We start from the raw sequence: 17,924 nt of genomic DNA, 5'->3' as shown, positions 1-17,924 counted from the left end.
GCTGCGCGGGCTGCGCCTTACCTTTGGCGCCCGGATTACTTCCATAATATTCATGCTAGGGATCGCCTCATGCTGCGCAAACTTTCACTGGCTGTTGCCGTGTCCTGTGCGTCCAACACAATGGCCTGGGCAGCGGAAGCACCCTTGTCGACCAGAACCGATCTGGTCAGCGTCTATCAGGAAGCGGTCGACAATAACGCCGATCTGGCGGCGGCCCGCGCCCAGTACAGTGCGCAGAAAGAAGTAGTGCCCCAGGCCCGCGCCGGTCTGCTGCCGAACCTGTCCGGTGGCGCCGAAGTCGCCGACGTACGTACCTCGATCGATCAGCCCTCGGCCATCGCCAACCGCAGCGCGCATTCCTATCAGGCGACGCTGGCGCAGCCGCTGTTCCGCGCCGATCGCTGGTTTCAGTATCAAGCGGCCAAAGACGTCAACGAGCAGGCCGCGCTGCAACTGTCGGCCACCGAGCAGAACCTGATCCTGCAATCAGCCGAAAGCTACTTCAACGTACTGCGCAGCCAGGACAATCTGGCCTCGACCAAGGCTGAAGAAGCGGCGTTCAAACGTCAGCTCGACCAGTCCAACGAGCGCTTCGATGTCGGCCTCTCGGACAAGACTGATGTGCTGCAATCGCAAGCCAGTTACGACACCGCACGGGCCAACCGCATCGTCGCCCAGCGTCAGGTCGATGACGCCTTCGAGGCGTTGATCACCCTGACCAACCGTCAGTACAACTCGATTCAAGGCATCGTCCATACCCTGCCGATCCTGCCGCCAGCGCCCAACGATGCGAAATCCTGGGTCGACACGGCGGCGCGGCAGAACCTCAATCTGCTCGCCAGCAACTACGCGGTCAGCTCCGCCGAGCAGACGCTCAAGCAGCGCAAGGCCGGCCACTTGCCGACCCTCGACGCGGTGGCGAGATACGAGAAAGGCGACAACGACGCACTGGGTTTCGGCAACCCGAATTCCTTCGGCGTGCCCTACGGCGGCAACGTCGAGCAGAGCACCCTGGGCCTGCAACTGAACATCCCGATCTACAGCGGCGGGCTGACCAGTTCGCAAGTACGTCAGTCCTATGCGCAACTCGATCAGAGCGAACAGCAGCGCGAATCGCTGCGCCGGCAGGTGGTGGAAAACACCCGCAATCTGCACCGCGCGGTGAACACCGACGTCGAGCAGGTGCAGGCGCGCCGCCAGTCGATCATCTCCAACCAGAGCGCCGTGGAAGCCACGGAAATCGGTTATCAGGTCGGCACGCGCAACATCGTCGACGTCCTTGATGCGCAGCGCCAGCTCTACACCTCGGTGCGCAACTACAACAACACCCGCTACGACTACATCCTCGACAACCTGCGCCTGAAGCAAGCGGCGGGGACGTTGAATCCGGGTGATCTGGAAGATCTGCGGCGCTATCTGAAAGCCGACTACAACCCGGACAAGGACTTCCTGCCGCCGGATCTGGCCAAGGCTGCTGAAGCACAGCTCAAAGCCCGGCCTTAAGCGTTAAAAACAAAAGATCGCCGCCTTCGGCAGCACCTACAGTTGGAATGCATTTCCCTGTAGGTGCTGCCGAAAGCGGCGATCTTTTTGCTTACTTGATCAATCTGCCCAAGCTATCCAGCAGCCGCTGCAACGCGCCCTGATTGCGGCGCATCACCGCCAGCCCGGCCTCAGCCATACGCTGCGCATCGCGGGGCAATTCGAACAAGCGCTGCACTTCAATCGCCACGCCTTCGGCGTCATCGACTTCGACCAACGCCCCGGCTTCGCGCATCTGCGCGGCGATATCGAGGAAGTTGAACAGGTGCGGGCCGCTGAGCACCGGTTTTGCCAGCGCGGCAGGTTCGAGCAGGTTGTGCCCGCCGTTCGGAACCAGACTGCCGCCGACAAAGGCGCTGTCGGCCAAGGCATAGAGAAACAGCAATTCGCCCATGGTGTCGCCGAGCAGCACGCTCGTCTGCGCATCGACATTAGCCCCGGTCGAACGACGCACCGTGGCGAAGCCTTCGCGCTGGCACAGTTCGAACACCGTGTTGAAGCGCTCCGGATGGCGTGGCACCAGAATCAACAATGCATCGGGATGACTGCTCAGCAAGCGACGATGGGCATCAAGCAGCACCTCGTCTTCGCCTTCGTGGGTGCTGGCGGCGATCCACACCGGGCGGTCCTGTGCCTGCCACTGGCTGCGCAACTCGGCTGCGCGTTGCAGCAGTTGCGGGTCGATGGTCAGGTCGAACTTGATCGAGCCGGTGACTTCGACTGTTTGCGGACGCGCGCCGAGATCACGGAAGCGCTGGGCCTCGGCTTCGGTCTGTATGGCGAACAAACTCATTTCCGCCAGCATCGGCGCCGTGAGTTTGCTGAAGCGGCCATAACCACGCGCCGAACGCTCGGACAAGCGTCCGTTAGCGAGCGCCACCGGTATCCCGCGCTTCGCGCACTGATGAATGTGATTGGGCCACAGCTCGGTTTCCATGATCACTGCAAGCTTGGGCTGCACCCGATCAAGAAATCTTGCCGCTGCGCACGGCAAGTCATACGGCAGATAGCAGTGCTGGATGCGCGGCTCATTGGCAAACAGCGCCTGAATCCGCTCCGAGCCGGTCGGGGTCATGCAGGTCACGGTGATCGGCAGCGCCGGATGACGTTCCAGCAGCGCGCGGATCATCGGCGCGGCGGCAATGCTTTCGCCCACCGACACCGCGTGCACCCAGATGCCACCGGGCTGCAGGGTCGGCATGCCAAGCGTGAAGCGCTCGCCAATGCGTTTGGCATACGCCGGCGCCTTGCGCGCGCGCAGCCACAGCCGAATCGCCACCAATGGCAGCCCCAGGTAAAACAGCACGGTGTAGAGAGTTCTATTCATGGCGGCGGAGTTTATCGGCTTTTGTCACCGATCGCCCGCAAGTGCACGGCAAAACGTTCCGCCAGCCAACGCGCGGCCGGGCCGAGCGGTTCGTCGCGGCGCCAGACCAGCTCCACCACCAGCGCCGGCGGCGTCCATTCGCTGTCGAGTTCAATCATCTGGCCTTGATACGCCGAATACTGCACAACGTGGCGCGGCAGCCAGGCCCAGCCGAGATCGCGAACCAGCCATTCGGACATCACGTAGAAGCTGTCGGCGCGCCACACCTGTGGGCTGGCCGGCTCGTTGCCGGGATAGACGCTGGTCTGCGTCGACATCAGCAGTTGTCGGTGCTGCGCCAGTTGCTGACAGGTCACGTAAGACTGCTGAGCCAGCGGGTGATTGATGCCGCACACCGTGACCATCTCGACACGACCCAGCACGCGGCGCTCAAGGGCTTCGGGGATTTCATCGTGATAGAACAGCAGGCCGAGGTCGGCGCGACGCTCGACCAGTTTGCGCGCAACTTCGCCTTGGGCGGCGCTGGTCAACTGCACTTCCAGGCTGGGAAACTGCTCGGCCAGCTCGCCGAAACTTTCTACCAGCGCCTGATACGGCATCGCCTCGTCCTGGGCCACACGCAGCTGCGCCTCCTGGCCGCGCAGCATGGCCATGGCGCGGCCATTGAGGCGCTCGCACTGGCGCAACACTTCGCGGGCCTCTTCCAGCAATGCCTCGCCGGCCTCGGTGAGAATCGGCTGGCGGCCACTGCTGCGCTCGAACAGGCTCACGCCTAGATCCTCTTCGAGCATTGCAACGGCGCTGCTGATTGCTGATTGCGCCTTGCGCTGCCGCCGCGCCACGGCGGAAAACGAACGCTGCTCGGCGACGTCGACAAATACCCGCAACTGCTCGAGATTCCATTGCATGCCTGTTTCAACCCATCTTCAGAGGAGATAGGTAATGACTTTACCCCATCTGGGCAACCCCTAGAATGTCGCCTCAGCAAGCAACGATTTATCTGAGGGATTGAAATCATGAACGCCTACGTCTATCTGGCCATCGCCATCTGCGCCGAAGTGATCGCCACCGTTTCGATGAAAGCGGTCAAAGGCTTCAGCACGCCACTGCCACTGATTCTGATCATCGTCGGCTACGGGATCGCATTCTGGATGCTGACACTGGTGGTGCGCACTGTACCGGTGGGCGTTGCCTACGCCGTGTGGGCGGGAATGGGCATCGTCATGGTCAGCGTCGCGGCGCTGTTCATCTACGGGCAGAAGCTCGACGTACCGGCGATGCTGGGGATGGCGCTGATTGTGCTCGGCGTCGTCGTGATCCAGCTGTTTTCCAAGACCGCCGGGCATTAACGACAAACACATCTCCCCTGTAGGAGTGACCCTGCTCGCGATAGCGGTCTGTCATTCAACATTTATGTCGTCTGCTACACCGCCATCGCGAGCAGGCTCACTCCTACAGGTTTCGCGCTCAGCCAGTTGATCATCGACAAATCCGTCCTTTTCCCGAGTCTGTATACTGCGCCCTCGTCTTGAACACTGAGGTCGCTGCATGCCATCCGTTATTTCCACCGACGTTCTGATTGTCGGCGCTGGTGTCGCCGGCCTCTGGCTGAATGCGCGCCTGCGCCGCCAGGGTTTTTCGACCGTGCTGGTGGAAAGCGCCAGCCTCGGCGGCGGGCAGAGCGTGAAGTCCCAGGGCATCATCCACGGCGGTGCCAAGTACGCGCTGCACGGTGCACTGACCGGCGCCTCGGAAGCGATCGCCGACATGCCGCGCCGCTGGCGTGAAGCGCTGGCCGGGACTGGCGAGCTGGATCTGTCCGGTGTGCGCCTGCTATCGGAGGCGCATTACTTGTGGTCGCCGGGCACGCTGGCGGGCAACCTCACCAGTTTCTTCGCCAGCAAAGCCGTGCGTGGCCGGGTCGATCAGGTCAAGGGCGACGACCTGCCGCCGGCCCTGCAAGACAAGCGTTTCAAGGGCAAGGTCTACCGTCTCGCCGAATTGGTGGTCGATGTGCCAAGCCTGATCCAGCGCCTGGCTGATCTCGCCGGTGACGGTCTGCTCGCCGGTCAGGTCATCGAGCCGCTGCTGGAGGCGGGCGTACTGGTCGGCCTGAAAGTCGATGGCCGCGAAATCCGCGCCCAGCGCATTGTCCTCAGCGCTGGCGCCGGCACGGCCCAATTGCTTGAAGCCCTGGGCCTGAGCCGGCCGGCCATGCAACGCCGGCCGCTGCACATGATCCTCGCCAAGGGCCCCGGCCTGAAACCGCTGTACGCCCACTGCCTGGGCGGCGGCAGCAAACCGCGCATCACCGTGACCACGCACCCGGCGGCTGACGGCCAATGGGTCTGGTACATGGGCGGCGATATCGCCGAAAGCGAAGGCGTGGCCCGCGAGCCGGCCGAGCAGATCGCCACCGCGCAAAAGGAAATCGCCCAATTGCTGCCGTGGATCGACCTCAGCACCACGCGGTGGGCGACCCTGCGGGTTGACCGTGCCGAGCCGCTGCAGACCGGTCTGACCCGCCCGGACAACGCGTTCCTCGCCGAGGAAGGTCGTCTGCTCGTCGGTTGGCCGACCAAACTGGCACTGGCGCCGGACTTCGCCGACCGGGTCATCGCTTCGCTGCAACACGACGGCATCCAGCCGCAAGCGACCGAGCCGTTGCCGCCGTTGCCGAAACCGCCGCTCGGCGTGCCCGCCTGGGAGCAACTGCTGCCATGACCATCGCCACTCTGCACCAACTCCATCGCCCGCTGGGCAGCACCGGCCTGACGGTTTCGCCGCTGGGCCTGGGCACGGTCAAACTCGGCCGCGACCAAGGGGTGAAATACCCCAACGGTTTCCAGATTCCCGGCGACGACGAGGCGCGCATGCTGCTGCGCCAGGCGCGCGACCTGGGCATCAACCTGATCGACACTGCGCCGGCCTATGGTCGCAGCGAAGAACGCCTCGGCCCGCTGCTGCGTGGTCAGCGTCAGGACTGGGTGATCGTCAGCAAGGTCGGCGAAGAGTTTGCCGATGGCATGTCACGCCATGACTTCAGCGCTGCGCACACGCGGATGTCGGTCGAGCGCAGCCTGCAACGTCTGGAAACGGATTTTATCGATCTGATTCTGGTGCACTCCGATGGTAACGACATGGCCATCCTCGAGCACGAAGAGGTGTACGCCACCCTCGCGGCGCTTAAGGCCGAGGGCAAGATTCGCGGCTTCGGTTTTTCCGGCAAAACCGTCGAAGGCGGCTTGAAGGCGCTGGAGCAAGGCGACTGCGCGATGGTCACCTACAATCTGAACGAACAAAACGAAAAGGCAGTCATTGACTATGCTGCTGGCCACGGCAAAGCCATTCTGGTGAAAAAAGCCCTGGCCAGCGGTCATGTCTGTCTGAGTCCGGGAGTCGATCCGGTGCGCGCCAGCTTCGAGTTGCTGTTCGCTCAGCCGGGCGTCGCCAGTGCTATTGTCGGCACGATCAATCCGCTGCACCTCGCCCACAACGCCGCGACCGTTGCCCAGGTCCTGCGTGGTCACTGACGCCGCCCCGCGGCCTTAAGCAGGAGCCGATATGCCGCGCACGCTCATCCGCAAGAACCCGAGCAACTTCAAGACGCTGCCGCTGTTCGTCGAAGCCACGCCCGAGGGCCTGAGCTATCAGAGCGTCGGCATGCCGCTGAATTTCGCCCAGACCCTGCAACGGCGCAAACCGGTCAGCGTTGCCGACAGCGAGCGCTTTGCCCTGGAGCTGGCCAATCTCGGCGTATCCGTGCGCCTGACCCTGCATTGGCAGAACCGCGATTACTGGGTGCTGGTGCGCCAACGTCGGCAGGATCGCGGTGACGTGGTGCTGAAGCTGATTTCCGGCTACGTGCCGGCCCACGAATTGAACATCCCGCTGCACACGGCGATTCAGGAAATTGCCGAAGAATGCCTGCTGGAAACCCCGGAAGGCTGGCTCGGCGGGCGTTTCAACGACACTTGGCTGCCAGCGCCCTACTCCGCTGCGCTGCATTATCGCGAGGCATTGCCGTTTCGCCTGACGCCGCTGTCCGGTTCGGCGCGTCCGGTGCGCTGCGCCAACCTGCAATTGCTGGAGCGACCACGGGCCTACGTGCATCTACCGACGGCGTCGCTGCAATTGATCTACGACTTGCGCCTGGAAGTGCCCAAGGAAGCCAAGTCCCTGAGTCTGTTTCATGTCGATGAACGCCTCGAGGGCGATCAATTGGTCGCGCGGCTCGACCGCAAGCGGCCAGACCTGTATCTGATGCCCCTCAAGGACGGCGCGCCAACTGCGGAGCTGTTCACCCTCAAACGCGACAAGCTGATACCGGCCAGCACCCGCGGCATTCATTTGGCCGAGAGCTTCGCGACGCAACAGGGCTGGGTCGTGCACGACGAGCGCATTCGCTGGAAGGACTGGTTGGTGCAGCAGGGCCTGCAATCGGCCAAGGCACCCCGCACCGGCCTCAAGCAGTTGAGCATCAAAGCACTGCGTCTGGTCGGGCTGGGCAGGAAACGCGCAAGCCGCTAGCGGCGGCGATCCCACCAGGTGCGCAACGTCGCGAAGAAGTGAAAGTAACGGTTTTCGCGCTTGCCCATGCCACGCTTGGGTGAGAACGACTCTTCGGCAAATGCCCCGGTGATACGCACCCGGGAGGCCTGAATCGGCAGTGTGCAGACCTTGGCGCCCGCCTCCAGTAGCGCGTATTTGAGCAAGCGCTCGGAGTGCAGCTTGCGGCCGGTCGCCTTGCAGAAATCGAAGATGCGTTCGATGCGCTTGCCGTAGGCGACATAGGTATCGCGCCCGCATACGGCGAAACGGTCATTCAGACCGCCCCACCATTGCCAGTCGGGGATATAGACGTTGTGCCGCCGCGCCTCGACGTGGTTGAACACGTAGCCTGGCAGCGCGGTGTGGAAGAAATTGTCCGGCCGCACGAACACGACAAAGTCCGGATCGAAGGACTCGATCTCGGTGGTGACGGTGTGCAACGAGTTGAGCTGATAAATCAGGTTGCGCAGCGATGCATAGTCATCGGCCCAGGTATCGCCCAGTGCCTTGACCTGCTCGAAATTCCAACGCTCCAGCACACCGTCGGTCGAGGTAAGCGCGCCGCGCATGGACTCGAAGGGCCGATAGTTGTCGGCCGCCAGCTCGCCCTTCTCGCCGGAGCGCGAATTCTGCACTTCATCGATTTTATACAAGTGATAAAAGCACTGGACGTCGCTGCCCGCAGGCAACTGTGCCAATACGTTCTGTTCGATGGAGGGGAAGCAAATCTGGGAATTCCTCGGAATCCCGAAAAATGCCACGGCAATTTTCAACACTCGATTGCACCTATGAAGAAATGGTTCGGCCCGGCAGGCACGTGACGGCGGCGCCGCTTATTTGCGCTTGAACAGTTTTTGCCACCAGCGCCGGGGTTGCAGCGGCACGACAATCACATCGGACTTCTGCAACCAGTCCCGCTCGTAGTCCCAGGCATGGCCGCCCCACAGCTTCCCCGCCTCGTTGGAAAAGCCCAGGGTCATCAACTGATAGGTGTAACCGACATGCCCGCGCAGCCAGTCGAACAGCACCAGCGTGTTGAAGCCCGTGGACGGCCCGACGTAGCGTTTGCCCCCCGGGCGGTCGATCGGGTAATTCCACAGCGGTGGCAACGGGATGCGATCCCAATACATCGCCACGCGCGGCAGTGGACACATCGGCGCCGCGCACCCCACCAGCATGGTGAAGCAACGCTGAGCCGCGCGGTCGAACAGTCGCTGTACGTCCGCATTGCCAGGCAAGCCGAAGAAATAGGCATCGGGCGCGTTGTAGCCGTGCACGAAGAGATTGACGCTCTGCTCGTTGAGCAGCGACGCCTTGATGCAGTGGTTGAAACTGACGACGACATCATCGGCGCCGATGTTCAGCGCCTCGAAGTCGGCTGCGGTAATGGCGGGATTATTGGCGATCAGCACCACTCGGGCGGCGCGACTCATGCATTCACGCAGTGCATCGGGCAAGGCCTGCAAAACCGACTGGTCGCCACCGGGCAGCGCATCCAGCGCCATGTATTCGTCCGTCATTCAGGCTGGCACCTTCATGCCGTAGCGCAATTTGACCCAGAACCGGGTGAACGCCGACGGCGGCTGCCATGGGCGCATCTCACGCTGGATGGCTTCGGCGAGTGCCTGGCCGACCCGCGCAAACGAATAGCGACTTTCGGCGAACGCCTGGCCGTTGCTGGCAATGCGTTGTGCCAGTTCGGGGTCGTCCTGCAGCATTTTGATTTTTGCTACCGCCTCGTCTTCGCTGCGGTAGAACACCGTGTTATGCATGTCTTCGAAACCGAGCAAGCGATCTTCTTCGCCTTGGCTCCAGGCCAGCAGCACACAGCCGCACGCCATGGCCTCGAAGTTCTTGATCATGAATTCGTTCATGCCGATATCGGCGCTGACGAAGATCTTGATGCGATTGAGGGTTTCGAGGTATTCGGCGCCTGATTGGGTGCGGGTCACGAGCATGCCGGTGCGCCGCGAGAGGGATTCGAGCATGGCCTTGCGCTCGGCGTACTCGGTGCTTTTCAGGCTGCCGAGGAAGCCGATCGGAATGTCTCGTTCGACACCGGTGTTGTGCAGCATCTGCTCGTCGTAGCCCTTGGAGACGAACAGCGTATCGATGCCTTCGGCGAGCATCTTGCGCGCGACAACAGCGCCGGACACCAAGGCCCGGCAGCTTGGCAAGCGGCTGTACAAACGCGAGTAGACGCCACGGTACTTACTGGCGGGCATGTAGTTCTGATAGGCGTCGTGTTCAAGAAAGACCAGCCCGGGAATGCACTTGAGCACCCGCAGTTGCGGAGCCAGTCGCTTGACCCGGGAGAAAATCACCACGCGGTCAAAGGTCTGGTAGTCGACTGAAGCCAGAAACGCACCCAGGTTCATCTGCTGCTGTTTGCTCAGACGATAGATGAAACATTCATCACAGTTCTGCTGCACGATGTCGTAGAGCCGGTCGAGAATGACCCGCTGTTCGTCCATCACCAGGAGCATGACTTTCATAAATTAATCGACCACGTAATGTAGGCAGGCAAGCGCAGCGGATTCAAACCTGCCAACATCAACGGAAACGGTGAGATCCCCAAGGCAAAATCCGTTCACACGCAGTACACAACGGTAAAGATTCATCTGATCAGCGACTGCGGATTTTTTCGACAATCGCCGTCGTCGAGCTGTTTTCCACCAGTCCCAACACTTTCACGGTGCCACCGTACGCGGTGACGATATCCGCGCCGACCACCTGGTCGATGCCGTAATCGCCACCCTTGACCAGCACATCGGGTCTGACCTCGCGCAGCAGGTTTTCCGGGGTGCCTTCGGGGAAGCTGATGACCCAGTCGACCGCCCCAAGGCCCGCCAGAACGGCCATGCGTCGGTCAACGCTGTTGATCGGACGGCCCGGCCCTTTCAGGCGACTGACTGAAGCATCATCGTTGACCGCAACGATCAGACGGTCGCCCTGGGCCCGTGCCTGTTCCAGATAGGTCACATGCCCGGCGTGGAGAATGTCGAAGCAGCCATTGGTGAAAACGATTCTTTCGTTATGGGCACGGGCGTCGGCGACGGCCAGCACCAATTGCTCAAGACCGAGCACACCGCGTTCCGAACCCTCTTCACGCTGAATGGCGCGACGCAGTTCCGGGGCGCTGATGGCGGCCGTACCGAGCTTGCCGACCACGATACCCGCCGCCAGGTTGGCCAGCGCCACGGCATGGGGCAGGTCTTCGCCAGCAGCGATCGCGGCGGCGAGGGTCGAGATGACCGTGTCGCCCGCACCGGTCACGTCGAACACTTCCCGCGCACGCGCCGGCAAGTGCAATGCCGCCTGGTCCGGGCGCAACAAGGTCATGCCATGCTCGCCACGGGTGACCAGCAGCGCACCGAGTTCAAGCTCGTGCATCAGCGTCGCGCCCTTGCTGACGAGCTCGTGCTCGTCGACACAACCGCCAACGATGGCTTCGAATTCGCTGAGGTTCGGCGTGATCAGGCTCGCGCCACGATAGATGGAAAAGTCCTTGCCCTTCGGATCGGCCAGCACCGGGATGTTTTTCGCCCGCGCGGCCTGGATCAGCGCCTGATGGTTTTTCAGCGCGCCTTTGCCGTAGTCGGAGAGGACCAGCACCTTGATGCCTTCAAGCAGGTCATCGACCTGCGAACCGAGGGCCAGGGCGTCGGTGGCGAAGGGCTCTTCGAAGTCGATACGCAGCAATTGCTGGTGCCGGCTCATGACCCGCAGCTTGACGATGGTCGGCTGGTGCGCGATGCGCTGGAACAGGGCGCGGACGCCGGCGCCCTTGAGACTGTTGCTCAGGCTGTCGGCGGCCTCGTCATCGCCGGTCACACCGACCAGCGACGCCGGTGCACCCAGCGCGGCAATGTTCAAGGCAACGTTCGCGGCACCGCCCGGACGGTCTTCGATCTGCTCGACCTTGACCACCGGCACCGGCGCCTCAGGGGAAATCCGTGAGGTTCCGCCATGCCAGTAACGGTCGAGCATGACATCGCCGACTACCAAGACAGGGGCTTGATCGAAACGCGGCATGGACAACTTCATGGAGCAACCCACATACAAAATGAACAGGGGCGCGATATTACCACAGGGTAAAGCGCCGTCCGCCTCAATCTGAAAGGTCACGCACCCAGAACAGTTCGTGACGCCGCACGGCCTTGCGGAAAAACTCGTTACTGCCTGTGACCGGCCAGCGGCGTCCGGCAAGCATCTGTTGAATGACGCGACGCAATTGCCGCTTGAATCCGAGCGCGCCCTGCAGGTCATGCTCCATGGCCAGCGCCATGGCCTTGTCCAGTTGCATATCCGCCGACAGCACCGGGCTCCACAAGCGATCAGCCGGCAAGGGCTCGATCGCCGGCGGCAGGGCGATACCGCCACCGGCCGGGCCCATCGGCCAACGATCATTGTCATGCAGATGGTTGGCGTACATCAGCAGGGTCGACGGCTTCCACGCACTGGCTGCGATGGCTTCCAGCAGGGCACGGGTGGAGGCGACGTGGTCGCTGTGCGGGTCCAGTTCGGGATGCGGAGTGACGACGACCTCGGGGCGAAAGTGCTCCAGCAATCGCTGTATATCGCCGACCAGATTGTTCCAGGTCGGCGCACCGTCGACATCGCCCGGCAGTGTGAGCGGATTGTGCTGGCGGACAGTGCGCACATCGTTTTCGCCGGATTCGCGCGAGCCGAATGAAGTGTCCGGCTCTTCGGCCATGGCTGGCAATTGCAGGCAGTAATAGCCCAGCTGTACGCATCGACTGGCCGGCACCCCGCCCCACATCGGAATGCTCAGGCTGTCCCAACTGCGTAGCCTGCCCTTCAGCCGAGCTGCCTGAGCCTTGTCCAGACCCAGGCGCTGGAAGTCTTCGGCCTCGATTTCGCCCTGGGTCAGCGTGACGATGCTTGCTTCTTCGCAGCGACTGTAGAGGCCGAACGCAGCCAGTTCGGCATCATCGGCGTGAGGCGCGATGACCATGACCCGTTGCTGCGCGTAATCGGGATTGCTCATGACCCATAACGTACCGGCAGCGCTCAGGGTGCAATGGCGGCCGCGCAACGTCAGGGTATTTTCACCCAGCGCTACGCCCTGCCCGGACAGATTGAGAAAGCGCCGGCCGTTGACGCCCCGCTCGAAGTCCTGGCGATCGTCGCCCAGCTCGACATAAGGATCCAGCCAGCGCCCGAGCCAGGTCGCCTTGACCTCGAGTTCAAGCACCAGCGTTTCTCCCGGCGCCAGCGACTCGCTCAGACGCAGGACACCGGCATCCAGCTTCACGGCCTGCTGCGCAGCATCCTTGGGAAAGTGATATTGATAGTCGTCAGCGGCGCGATAGAACAGATGGTCGGCAAACCACGCCTCATGCGCCACCCAGGCCAACACCAGCAATAACGGCAGCAGCCACCAGCCCAGCAGGAAGCCGGCCGCCAACAGCACGATCAAGAACGCAATCAGGAACAGGCGCTTGCTGCGGCGATGGGCCTTGAGGAGCTGTTGCTTGCGAGCAGTCATGGATTCAGACCTTGTAGACGGGCACCGTGTGACACCAGCGATCCTTGTATTCACGGTCGGCACGGCCGAACGAATAGCGCAGCGTCTTGCCCAGTGCCTGAGCATCCGCCCAGGCCTGCTGGGTGTTGACGAAACTCAATACGCTGCCGGGGCTGAACTCGCGACTTTGCGGATCGACGCCGCCATTGACGTACTCCAGCGACACCCACTGCGGCGCTTCGACCCGGTAGAGAATCTGGATCGCCACCGGTGCCGATTCAAGCATCACCACTGACCCGGTCATGAACTCGCGGAGCAGGGTGAACACTTCGACCAGCCCGGCCTTGCCGGGCACTTCAAAGCCCCAGCGACGTTGAAACAGATCGCCATAGGCGGCCGCCTGCTCCTGTGGCGTCAAGTCGGACATCGGCACCAGCGACCCGCCCGCCTCTTCCAGCAGGCGCTGTTCGCGACGCTGGTTGTAGCGAAACTTCTTCGAGTAATCCTCGGGCAACCGCGCCAGTGCCAGCCCTTCCGGTTGCGCGCGCAGGGTGCTGATCTGCTCGGCGTTGAGTTGCGAAACGTACGCCATGCGCTGGCGCACCGGGACGACGACGTCTGCGGCAATCGGCAGAATCAGTTCGGCATTGCCCATGTCGAGCAGCCCGCGCTTGCCCTCGCGCTTGAGGACTTCCTTGGACAGCGCGGCGTGCCGGCCCCAGCAAGCAACAGCCGCGACGACGTCACCATCGACGATCCAGCCGAGGTAGTGCAGCTTGATGCCGACAAACGTCGACAGCCGCTCCACCACCTCGGGATGAGTCGCAAAACTGCCACCGAAGCGCTGCCAGGCTTGGGCATAAGCGGCCTGATCGATCTCGCTCCAGCCGCGCTCACGCCAGGCGCGAAACGCCGTCAGCATAGGTCAGTCACATGGGTCGGTTGCAGCTCGTCGCCTTCTTCGAATTCCTTGGCGTGCAAGCGGGCGTAATAGCCATTCTGCGCCAGGAGCTGGGTATGAGTGCCCCGCTCAACGATCTTGCCTTCGTCCATGACCAGAATCAGATCGGCCTTCTCGATGGTGCTCAAGCGGTGAGCGATCACCAGCGTCGTGCGGTTCTGCACCACATGATCCAGCGCCGCCTGGATATGCCGCTCGGACTCGGTATCGAGGGCCGACGTGGCCTCATCGAGAATCAGCAGCGGCGCATCCTTGAGCAATGCCCGTGCAATGGCGATGCGCTGACGCTGGCCGCCGGACAGCAGCACGCCATTCTCGCCGACCAGCGTCTCGTAGCCCTGCGGCATCTTGATGATGAACTCATCGGCGTAGGCTTCAGTGGCCGCGCGCTTGACCTCGTCGAACGGTGCTCCCGCCAGATCGCCGTAAGCGATGTTATTGGTCACCGTGTCGTTGAACAGCGTGACCTGCTGGGTCACGAGGGCAATCTGCCGACGCAGGCTGCGCAGGGTCAGGTCCTGCACCTGCACGTCATCCAGCAGAATCTGCCCGTGCTCCTGCTCATGCTGATAGAAGCGCGGAATCAGGCCGGCCAGGGTGGACTTGCCGCTGCCGGAGCGACCGACCAGCGCCACCATTTGCCCGGGCTCGACGACGAAACTGATGTCATCGAGGACTTTTTTCTCGCTGTTCGGATAACTGAAGCTGAGGTTGCGCACTTCGAGGCGACCTTGCAGACGGTGGCGCTCGACCGTGCCGTGATCGACTTCCGCCGGTTCGTCCAGCTGTTCGAAAATACTCTCGGCGCCAGCCACGCCCTTCTGGATCGTCGAGCTGACTTCGGAGAGCTGGCGAATCGGCTTCGGCAGCAAACCGGCCATGGTGATGTAGGCCACCAGATCACCAGGCGACGCATCACCCCGAAGGTACAGCACCAGAAACATCACCACGGCCATGGCGCTGTACGTCACCAGTTGCAGCATCGGCGTATACACCGCGCCGGTCTTGGTCATTGTCAGTTGTTTATCGGTATTGCTCTGGCTGGCGTCGCGAAAGCGGGTCTTCTCATAGGTTTCGCCGCCAAAACTGCGGACCACGCGGTACCCGTGAATGGTCTCGGACGCCACGTGCGTGACATTGCCCATTGACACCTGAATCTTCTTGCTCTGCTTGCGGAATTTCTTGCTGGTGCTGTTCACCATCAGGCCGATGACCGGCAGGATCGCGACCATGACCAAGGTGAGTTTCCAGTTCATCCACAACAGGGTGCAGAACAGGAAGATCACCGTCATGCCTTCGCGGATCACCACCTTGATCGCATCCGTGGCGGCGCCGGTGACCATGGTCACGTTGAACGTGATGCGGGAAATCAGATGACCGGAATTGTTCTTGTCAAAATAGCTGTTGGGCAGATCCAGCAGCTTGTTGAACAGCACAACCCGCAGGTCATGCACCAGGCCCAGGGAGACCCGCGCCAGAAAGTAGTTGCCCAGATACGAACCGACGCCTTGCCACACGGCAATCAGCACGATCAACAACGGCACGCTTTCGAGCAGCTGCAACTTGCCGAGATAGGGGTTGCCCGGGAACAGACTGGCCTCTGGATTGGCCAGGCCATCGACGAAATACTTGAGGATGTAGGCAAGCATCGGTTGGGTCGAGGCGAAGATCAGGAAGCCGACGATACTCAGGATGAACAGGCCGGCGTAGGGACGCACGTAAGCCAAAAGGCGGAAATAGATCGCCAGCGTTGACTGGGCTTTCGGTTCAGGACTGCTCATGGGAATCCGCGTAAATCAGTGAGGCGGCGATGATATCACAGGCCCTTTTGCGCCGATAAACATCACCGGGCGCCAGCCTTTGGCCAAGTCGGTTAAGATAGCCGGCTCACGATGGGGAGTCTGGCATGCAATCGATTGATCACAGCACTTACGAGGCACTGCGCAAAGGTGCTCAGGTACTCGAAGCCGACGGTTCCGGCGACAAGGTGCTCAGGTTGGCCGACGGTCGCATGCTCAAACTGTTTCGCCGCAAGCGCTTGCTGAGTTCGGCGCTGTTCTTTCCCTATGCCCAACGCTTTGCCAACAACACCAGAGCGTTGCAGCAGCGCGGCATCCTCTGCCCGGATGTGATCGCCGTTTACCGTATTCCGAGCATTCAACGCGACGGCGTCTATTACGCGCCGCTGGCGGGCGAGACCGTGCGGCAATTGCAGGGCACTCCCGAAGAAACCGACACGTTGCGCGCCCGACTCGGGGCGTTCATTGCGCAACTGCATGAGAGAGGCGTGTACTTTCGATCCTTGCACTTCGGCAACGTGGTGCAGACACCGGACAATCATCTCGGGCTGATCGACATTGCCGACCTGCGTTGCCAGCGACGCGCCCTGAGCGATAGCAAGCGACTGCGCAACTTCGCTCATCTGCTGCGCTACAAGCAAGACCGGCAATGGCTGCTCGGCCAGGACGCCGGCAAAACTTTCCTCGAAGGCTACCGCCAGGCGTTGCCAGGCAATCGTCAGGATGCGCTGATCGAGCGCTTGCGCCTGCTGCTGAGCTGACCTTCAGCGGCCGATCACCAGAATTGTCGCGCCCTTGCGGTTGGCGAAGCGCTCGATGATGCGCATTTTGTGCGCCATCAGCCACTCGCCAAGCCACGGCTCATCACCTTTTCCTTCAATGAGGAAATAGCGGTACTGACCAGCATGCTCCGGCGACATCGCCTGCTCGCGGGTCAGCGTCGGCAGAACATAACCCCGTCCCGCGTAGTAGCTGATGCGACCGTCTTCGAACCAGGCTGCAGCGTCAGGCTCGACATGCTCGGACAACCAGCGTCCCGCCGCCACGTAATGGGTTTTGCCGGCGCCGGTGGAGATCACGTTTGACAGCATCACCAGCAGCGCTACGACCACCAGCGCCTTGGTCCAGCGTGGAAACTGCCGGGCAAACGCTGCCAATGCCATAGCCAGCGCAGGTACAAATAACAGGTTCAGGAAGCTCAGGTAACGCGTGTTCATGAACTGCAGCTTGATGAAAAACAGAATCAGCACCACCAGATACAACAGCGCAACCCAGGCGAACAGGCGATAGTCGCGCCAGTAATCGCTCAGCACCGACCAGTTGCGGCGCAGTACGAAAGGCGCAGCGAAAGGTCCCGTCAGTTTGACGAAACTGATCGCCATTGCGGCCAGCATGCCAAAAAACACAATGCGCCCAGCTTCGTCCTGCGAATACTTGGTGATCAACGAATTGGCAAATTGTTCTGAAAGTGTCTGAAACGAGGCGTACACGCCTTGCGGCGCAATCATGTCCAGATAGAGCACGACGCGCGCAGACATCAACACGCCCGAGGCCGCGGCGACCGCAAGCCCCAACACAGGCAGTAACCCCAGCTGCAACAATCGTATGCGCTGGCCAGAGCGCCACAAACCCGGCAACTGCCACAGCGCCAGCGCCGGCAATAACAGCAGAGCTTCCAGTCGAAACAAGGCTGCGGCCACGATCGCCAGATGAATCAGCCCGGCTCTGAGCCAGCCGCCCAGGGCTTGCCAGCGCAACGCCTGCCACAATGTCAGGGTGCAGAAAAACCAGAAGCCGCATTCGCGGATGATGTCATTTCGAAACGCATTGACTGCCGGCATCGCCAGCACGACCAGGCATGCCCAGCCGGCGATCTCGGGAGAGCGGCGGCGCACGCAATCCACCATCAGGGCACTGGTGCCGGCGAAAAACAGGCCGCACCACAGATAGGCACTCAATTCCAGGGGCAGATGCGTGACGCGATGGGTCAGCGCCAGAAGGAAGGAAAACCAGGGCCAGTCGAAATGCTGCCAGGCGGCATCAGTGCCATGCAAGACCACCTGCTGCGCGATATCGATGTACAAGGCGGCATCGCGCCCGACCGTGGCAGTACCTGACACGGCGACCAGCGAGAGCAGAATGCTTGCCCAGAACGCCACGCTGACCGGTCGTTCACTGATTACCTGAGCGGCCTTGGCCACCCATTTCCTATCCGTACCTTTCACCCAGCCCCCTCAACATCACGCGCCACAG

16 protein-coding genes are annotated in these 17,924 nt (G+C 61.8%); 6 read left to right on the top strand and 10 right to left on the bottom strand.

Annotated elements, in window-relative coordinates:
* Positions 1-69 precede the first annotated feature (69 nt).
* A complete protein-coding gene (locus LIS66_RS02370; RefSeq protein ID WP_227973537.1) occupies positions 70-1,503 on the top strand; it encodes a TolC family outer membrane protein in 1,434 nt (477 codons plus the stop codon).
* Positions 1,504-1,594: 91 nt separating this feature from the next.
* On the opposite strand, the gene waaA is transcribed toward LIS66_RS02370, so the two are convergent.
* Positions 1,595-2,869: a lipid IV(A) 3-deoxy-D-manno-octulosonic acid transferase gene (gene waaA, locus LIS66_RS02365; RefSeq protein ID WP_227973536.1), complete on the bottom strand. Its 1,275-nt coding sequence runs from the start codon at positions 2,867-2,869 to the stop codon at positions 1,595-1,597.
* A gap of 11 nt (positions 2,870-2,880) precedes the next feature.
* On the bottom strand, positions 2,881-3,777 hold the full coding sequence (locus LIS66_RS02360; protein WP_042607776.1) for a LysR family transcriptional regulator: 897 nt from the start codon (positions 3,775-3,777) through the stop codon (positions 2,881-2,883).
* A 108-nt stretch (positions 3,778-3,885) separates the two neighbouring features.
* Between LIS66_RS02360 and LIS66_RS02355 the strand changes: the two genes are divergently transcribed.
* The 4 genes from LIS66_RS02355 to LIS66_RS02340 all read left to right on the top strand — a co-directional run bounded on the left by LIS66_RS02355 (position 3,886) and on the right by LIS66_RS02340 (position 7,399).
* A complete protein-coding gene (locus tag LIS66_RS02355) occupies positions 3,886-4,218 on the top strand; it encodes a DMT family transporter (protein WP_042607775.1) in 333 nt (110 codons plus the stop codon).
* A 199-nt stretch (positions 4,219-4,417) separates the two neighbouring features.
* The gene (locus LIS66_RS02350) at positions 4,418-5,593 is read left to right on the top strand and encodes an NAD(P)/FAD-dependent oxidoreductase (RefSeq protein WP_116657173.1); all 1,176 of its coding nucleotides are present in this window, start codon (positions 4,418-4,420) and stop codon (positions 5,591-5,593) included.
* Positions 5,590-6,402, top strand: coding sequence for an aldo/keto reductase (locus tag LIS66_RS02345; protein WP_227973535.1), 813 nt, complete (start codon positions 5,590-5,592; stop codon positions 6,400-6,402). Before LIS66_RS02350 ends, LIS66_RS02345 begins: the two co-directional genes overlap by 4 nt.
* Before the next feature lie 31 nt (positions 6,403-6,433).
* Entirely contained in the window at positions 6,434-7,399 is a 966-nt protein-coding gene (locus LIS66_RS02340; protein WP_227973534.1) for a metal ABC transporter ATPase, read from the top strand.
* On the opposite strand, the gene LIS66_RS02335 is transcribed toward LIS66_RS02340, so the two are convergent.
* The 7 genes from LIS66_RS02335 to msbA form a co-directional block, all read right to left on the bottom strand.
* Positions 7,396-8,196, bottom strand: a complete 801-nt coding sequence (locus LIS66_RS02335) for a hypothetical protein (RefSeq protein ID WP_042607771.1) — start codon at positions 8,194-8,196, stop codon at positions 7,396-7,398. The two genes, LIS66_RS02340 and LIS66_RS02335, sit on opposite strands and share 4 nt — an antisense overlap.
* 57 nt (positions 8,197-8,253) lie before the next feature.
* A complete protein-coding gene (locus LIS66_RS02330) occupies positions 8,254-8,940 on the bottom strand; it encodes a hypothetical protein (RefSeq protein WP_042607770.1) in 687 nt (228 codons plus the stop codon).
* The gene (locus tag LIS66_RS02325; RefSeq protein WP_064363163.1) at positions 8,941-9,915 is read right to left on the bottom strand and encodes a glycosyltransferase; all 975 of its coding nucleotides are present in this window, start codon (positions 9,913-9,915) and stop codon (positions 8,941-8,943) included. It abuts the gene before it with no gap.
* Between the two features lie 130 nt (positions 9,916-10,045).
* A complete protein-coding gene (gene hldE, locus LIS66_RS02320; protein ID WP_042607768.1) occupies positions 10,046-11,467 on the bottom strand; it encodes a bifunctional D-glycero-beta-D-manno-heptose-7-phosphate kinase/D-glycero-beta-D-manno-heptose 1-phosphate adenylyltransferase HldE in 1,422 nt (473 codons plus the stop codon).
* A 64-nt stretch (positions 11,468-11,531) separates the two neighbouring features.
* The gene (locus LIS66_RS02315) at positions 11,532-12,932 is read right to left on the bottom strand and encodes a PIG-L deacetylase family protein (RefSeq protein ID WP_227973533.1); all 1,401 of its coding nucleotides are present in this window, start codon (positions 12,930-12,932) and stop codon (positions 11,532-11,534) included.
* A 4-nt stretch (positions 12,933-12,936) separates the two neighbouring features.
* Positions 12,937-13,833 (bottom strand): GNAT family N-acetyltransferase, encoded by an 897-nt coding sequence (locus tag LIS66_RS02310; RefSeq protein WP_042607766.1) that lies wholly within the window; start codon positions 13,831-13,833, stop codon positions 12,937-12,939.
* Positions 13,827-15,653, bottom strand: a complete 1,827-nt coding sequence (gene msbA / locus LIS66_RS02305) for a lipid A export permease/ATP-binding protein MsbA (RefSeq protein WP_227973532.1) — start codon at positions 15,651-15,653, stop codon at positions 13,827-13,829. The genes LIS66_RS02310 and msbA overlap by 7 nt, the downstream gene beginning before the upstream one ends.
* A gap of 125 nt (positions 15,654-15,778) precedes the next feature.
* Between msbA and LIS66_RS02300 the strand changes: the two genes are divergently transcribed.
* Positions 15,779-16,432, top strand: coding sequence for a lipopolysaccharide kinase InaA family protein (locus tag LIS66_RS02300; RefSeq protein WP_042607764.1), 654 nt, complete (start codon positions 15,779-15,781; stop codon positions 16,430-16,432).
* A gap of 3 nt (positions 16,433-16,435) precedes the next feature.
* On the opposite strand, the gene LIS66_RS02295 is transcribed toward LIS66_RS02300, so the two are convergent.
* Positions 16,436-17,872, bottom strand: coding sequence for a hypothetical protein (locus LIS66_RS02295; RefSeq protein WP_227973531.1), 1,437 nt, complete (start codon positions 17,870-17,872; stop codon positions 16,436-16,438).
* Between the last annotated feature and the right edge of the window lie 52 nt (positions 17,873-17,924).

Origin of the sequence: Pseudomonas sp. HN2 (assembly GCF_020736465.1) — a bacterium.
In the GTDB taxonomy this organism is placed as follows: Bacteria; Pseudomonadota; Gammaproteobacteria; order Pseudomonadales; family Pseudomonadaceae; genus Aquipseudomonas; species Aquipseudomonas moraviensis_A.
Note: the sequence above shows the minus strand (reverse complement) of the source record. Positions and strands in the feature narration are given on the sequence as shown.

Bases quoted from the DNA above. Each gene is read 5' to 3' on its own strand.
- LIS66_RS02370 (WP_227973537.1), top strand. From the start codon at position 70: ATGCTGCGCAAACTTTCACTGGCTGTTGCCGTGTCCTGTGCGTCCAAC.
- waaA (WP_227973536.1), bottom strand. From the start codon at position 2,869: ATGAATAGAACTCTCTACACCGTGCTGTTTTACCTGGGGCTGCCATTG.
- LIS66_RS02360 (WP_042607776.1), bottom strand. From the start codon at position 3,777: ATGCAATGGAATCTCGAGCAGTTGCGGGTATTTGTCGACGTCGCCGAG.
- LIS66_RS02355 (WP_042607775.1), top strand. From the start codon at position 3,886: ATGAACGCCTACGTCTATCTGGCCATCGCCATCTGCGCCGAAGTGATC.
- LIS66_RS02350 (WP_116657173.1), top strand. From the start codon at position 4,418: ATGCCATCCGTTATTTCCACCGACGTTCTGATTGTCGGCGCTGGTGTC.
- LIS66_RS02345 (WP_227973535.1), top strand. From the start codon at position 5,590: ATGACCATCGCCACTCTGCACCAACTCCATCGCCCGCTGGGCAGCACC.
- LIS66_RS02340 (WP_227973534.1), top strand. From the start codon at position 6,434: ATGCCGCGCACGCTCATCCGCAAGAACCCGAGCAACTTCAAGACGCTG.
- LIS66_RS02330 (WP_042607770.1), bottom strand. From the start codon at position 8,940: ATGACGGACGAATACATGGCGCTGGATGCGCTGCCCGGTGGCGACCAG.
- LIS66_RS02325 (WP_064363163.1), bottom strand. From the start codon at position 9,915: ATGAAAGTCATGCTCCTGGTGATGGACGAACAGCGGGTCATTCTCGAC.
- hldE (WP_042607768.1), bottom strand. From the start codon at position 11,467: ATGAAGTTGTCCATGCCGCGTTTCGATCAAGCCCCTGTCTTGGTAGTC.
- LIS66_RS02315 (WP_227973533.1), bottom strand. From the start codon at position 12,932: ATGACTGCTCGCAAGCAACAGCTCCTCAAGGCCCATCGCCGCAGCAAG.
- LIS66_RS02310 (WP_042607766.1), bottom strand. From the start codon at position 13,833: ATGCTGACGGCGTTTCGCGCCTGGCGTGAGCGCGGCTGGAGCGAGATC.
- msbA (WP_227973532.1), bottom strand. From the start codon at position 15,653: ATGAGCAGTCCTGAACCGAAAGCCCAGTCAACGCTGGCGATCTATTTC.
- LIS66_RS02300 (WP_042607764.1), top strand. From the start codon at position 15,779: ATGCAATCGATTGATCACAGCACTTACGAGGCACTGCGCAAAGGTGCT.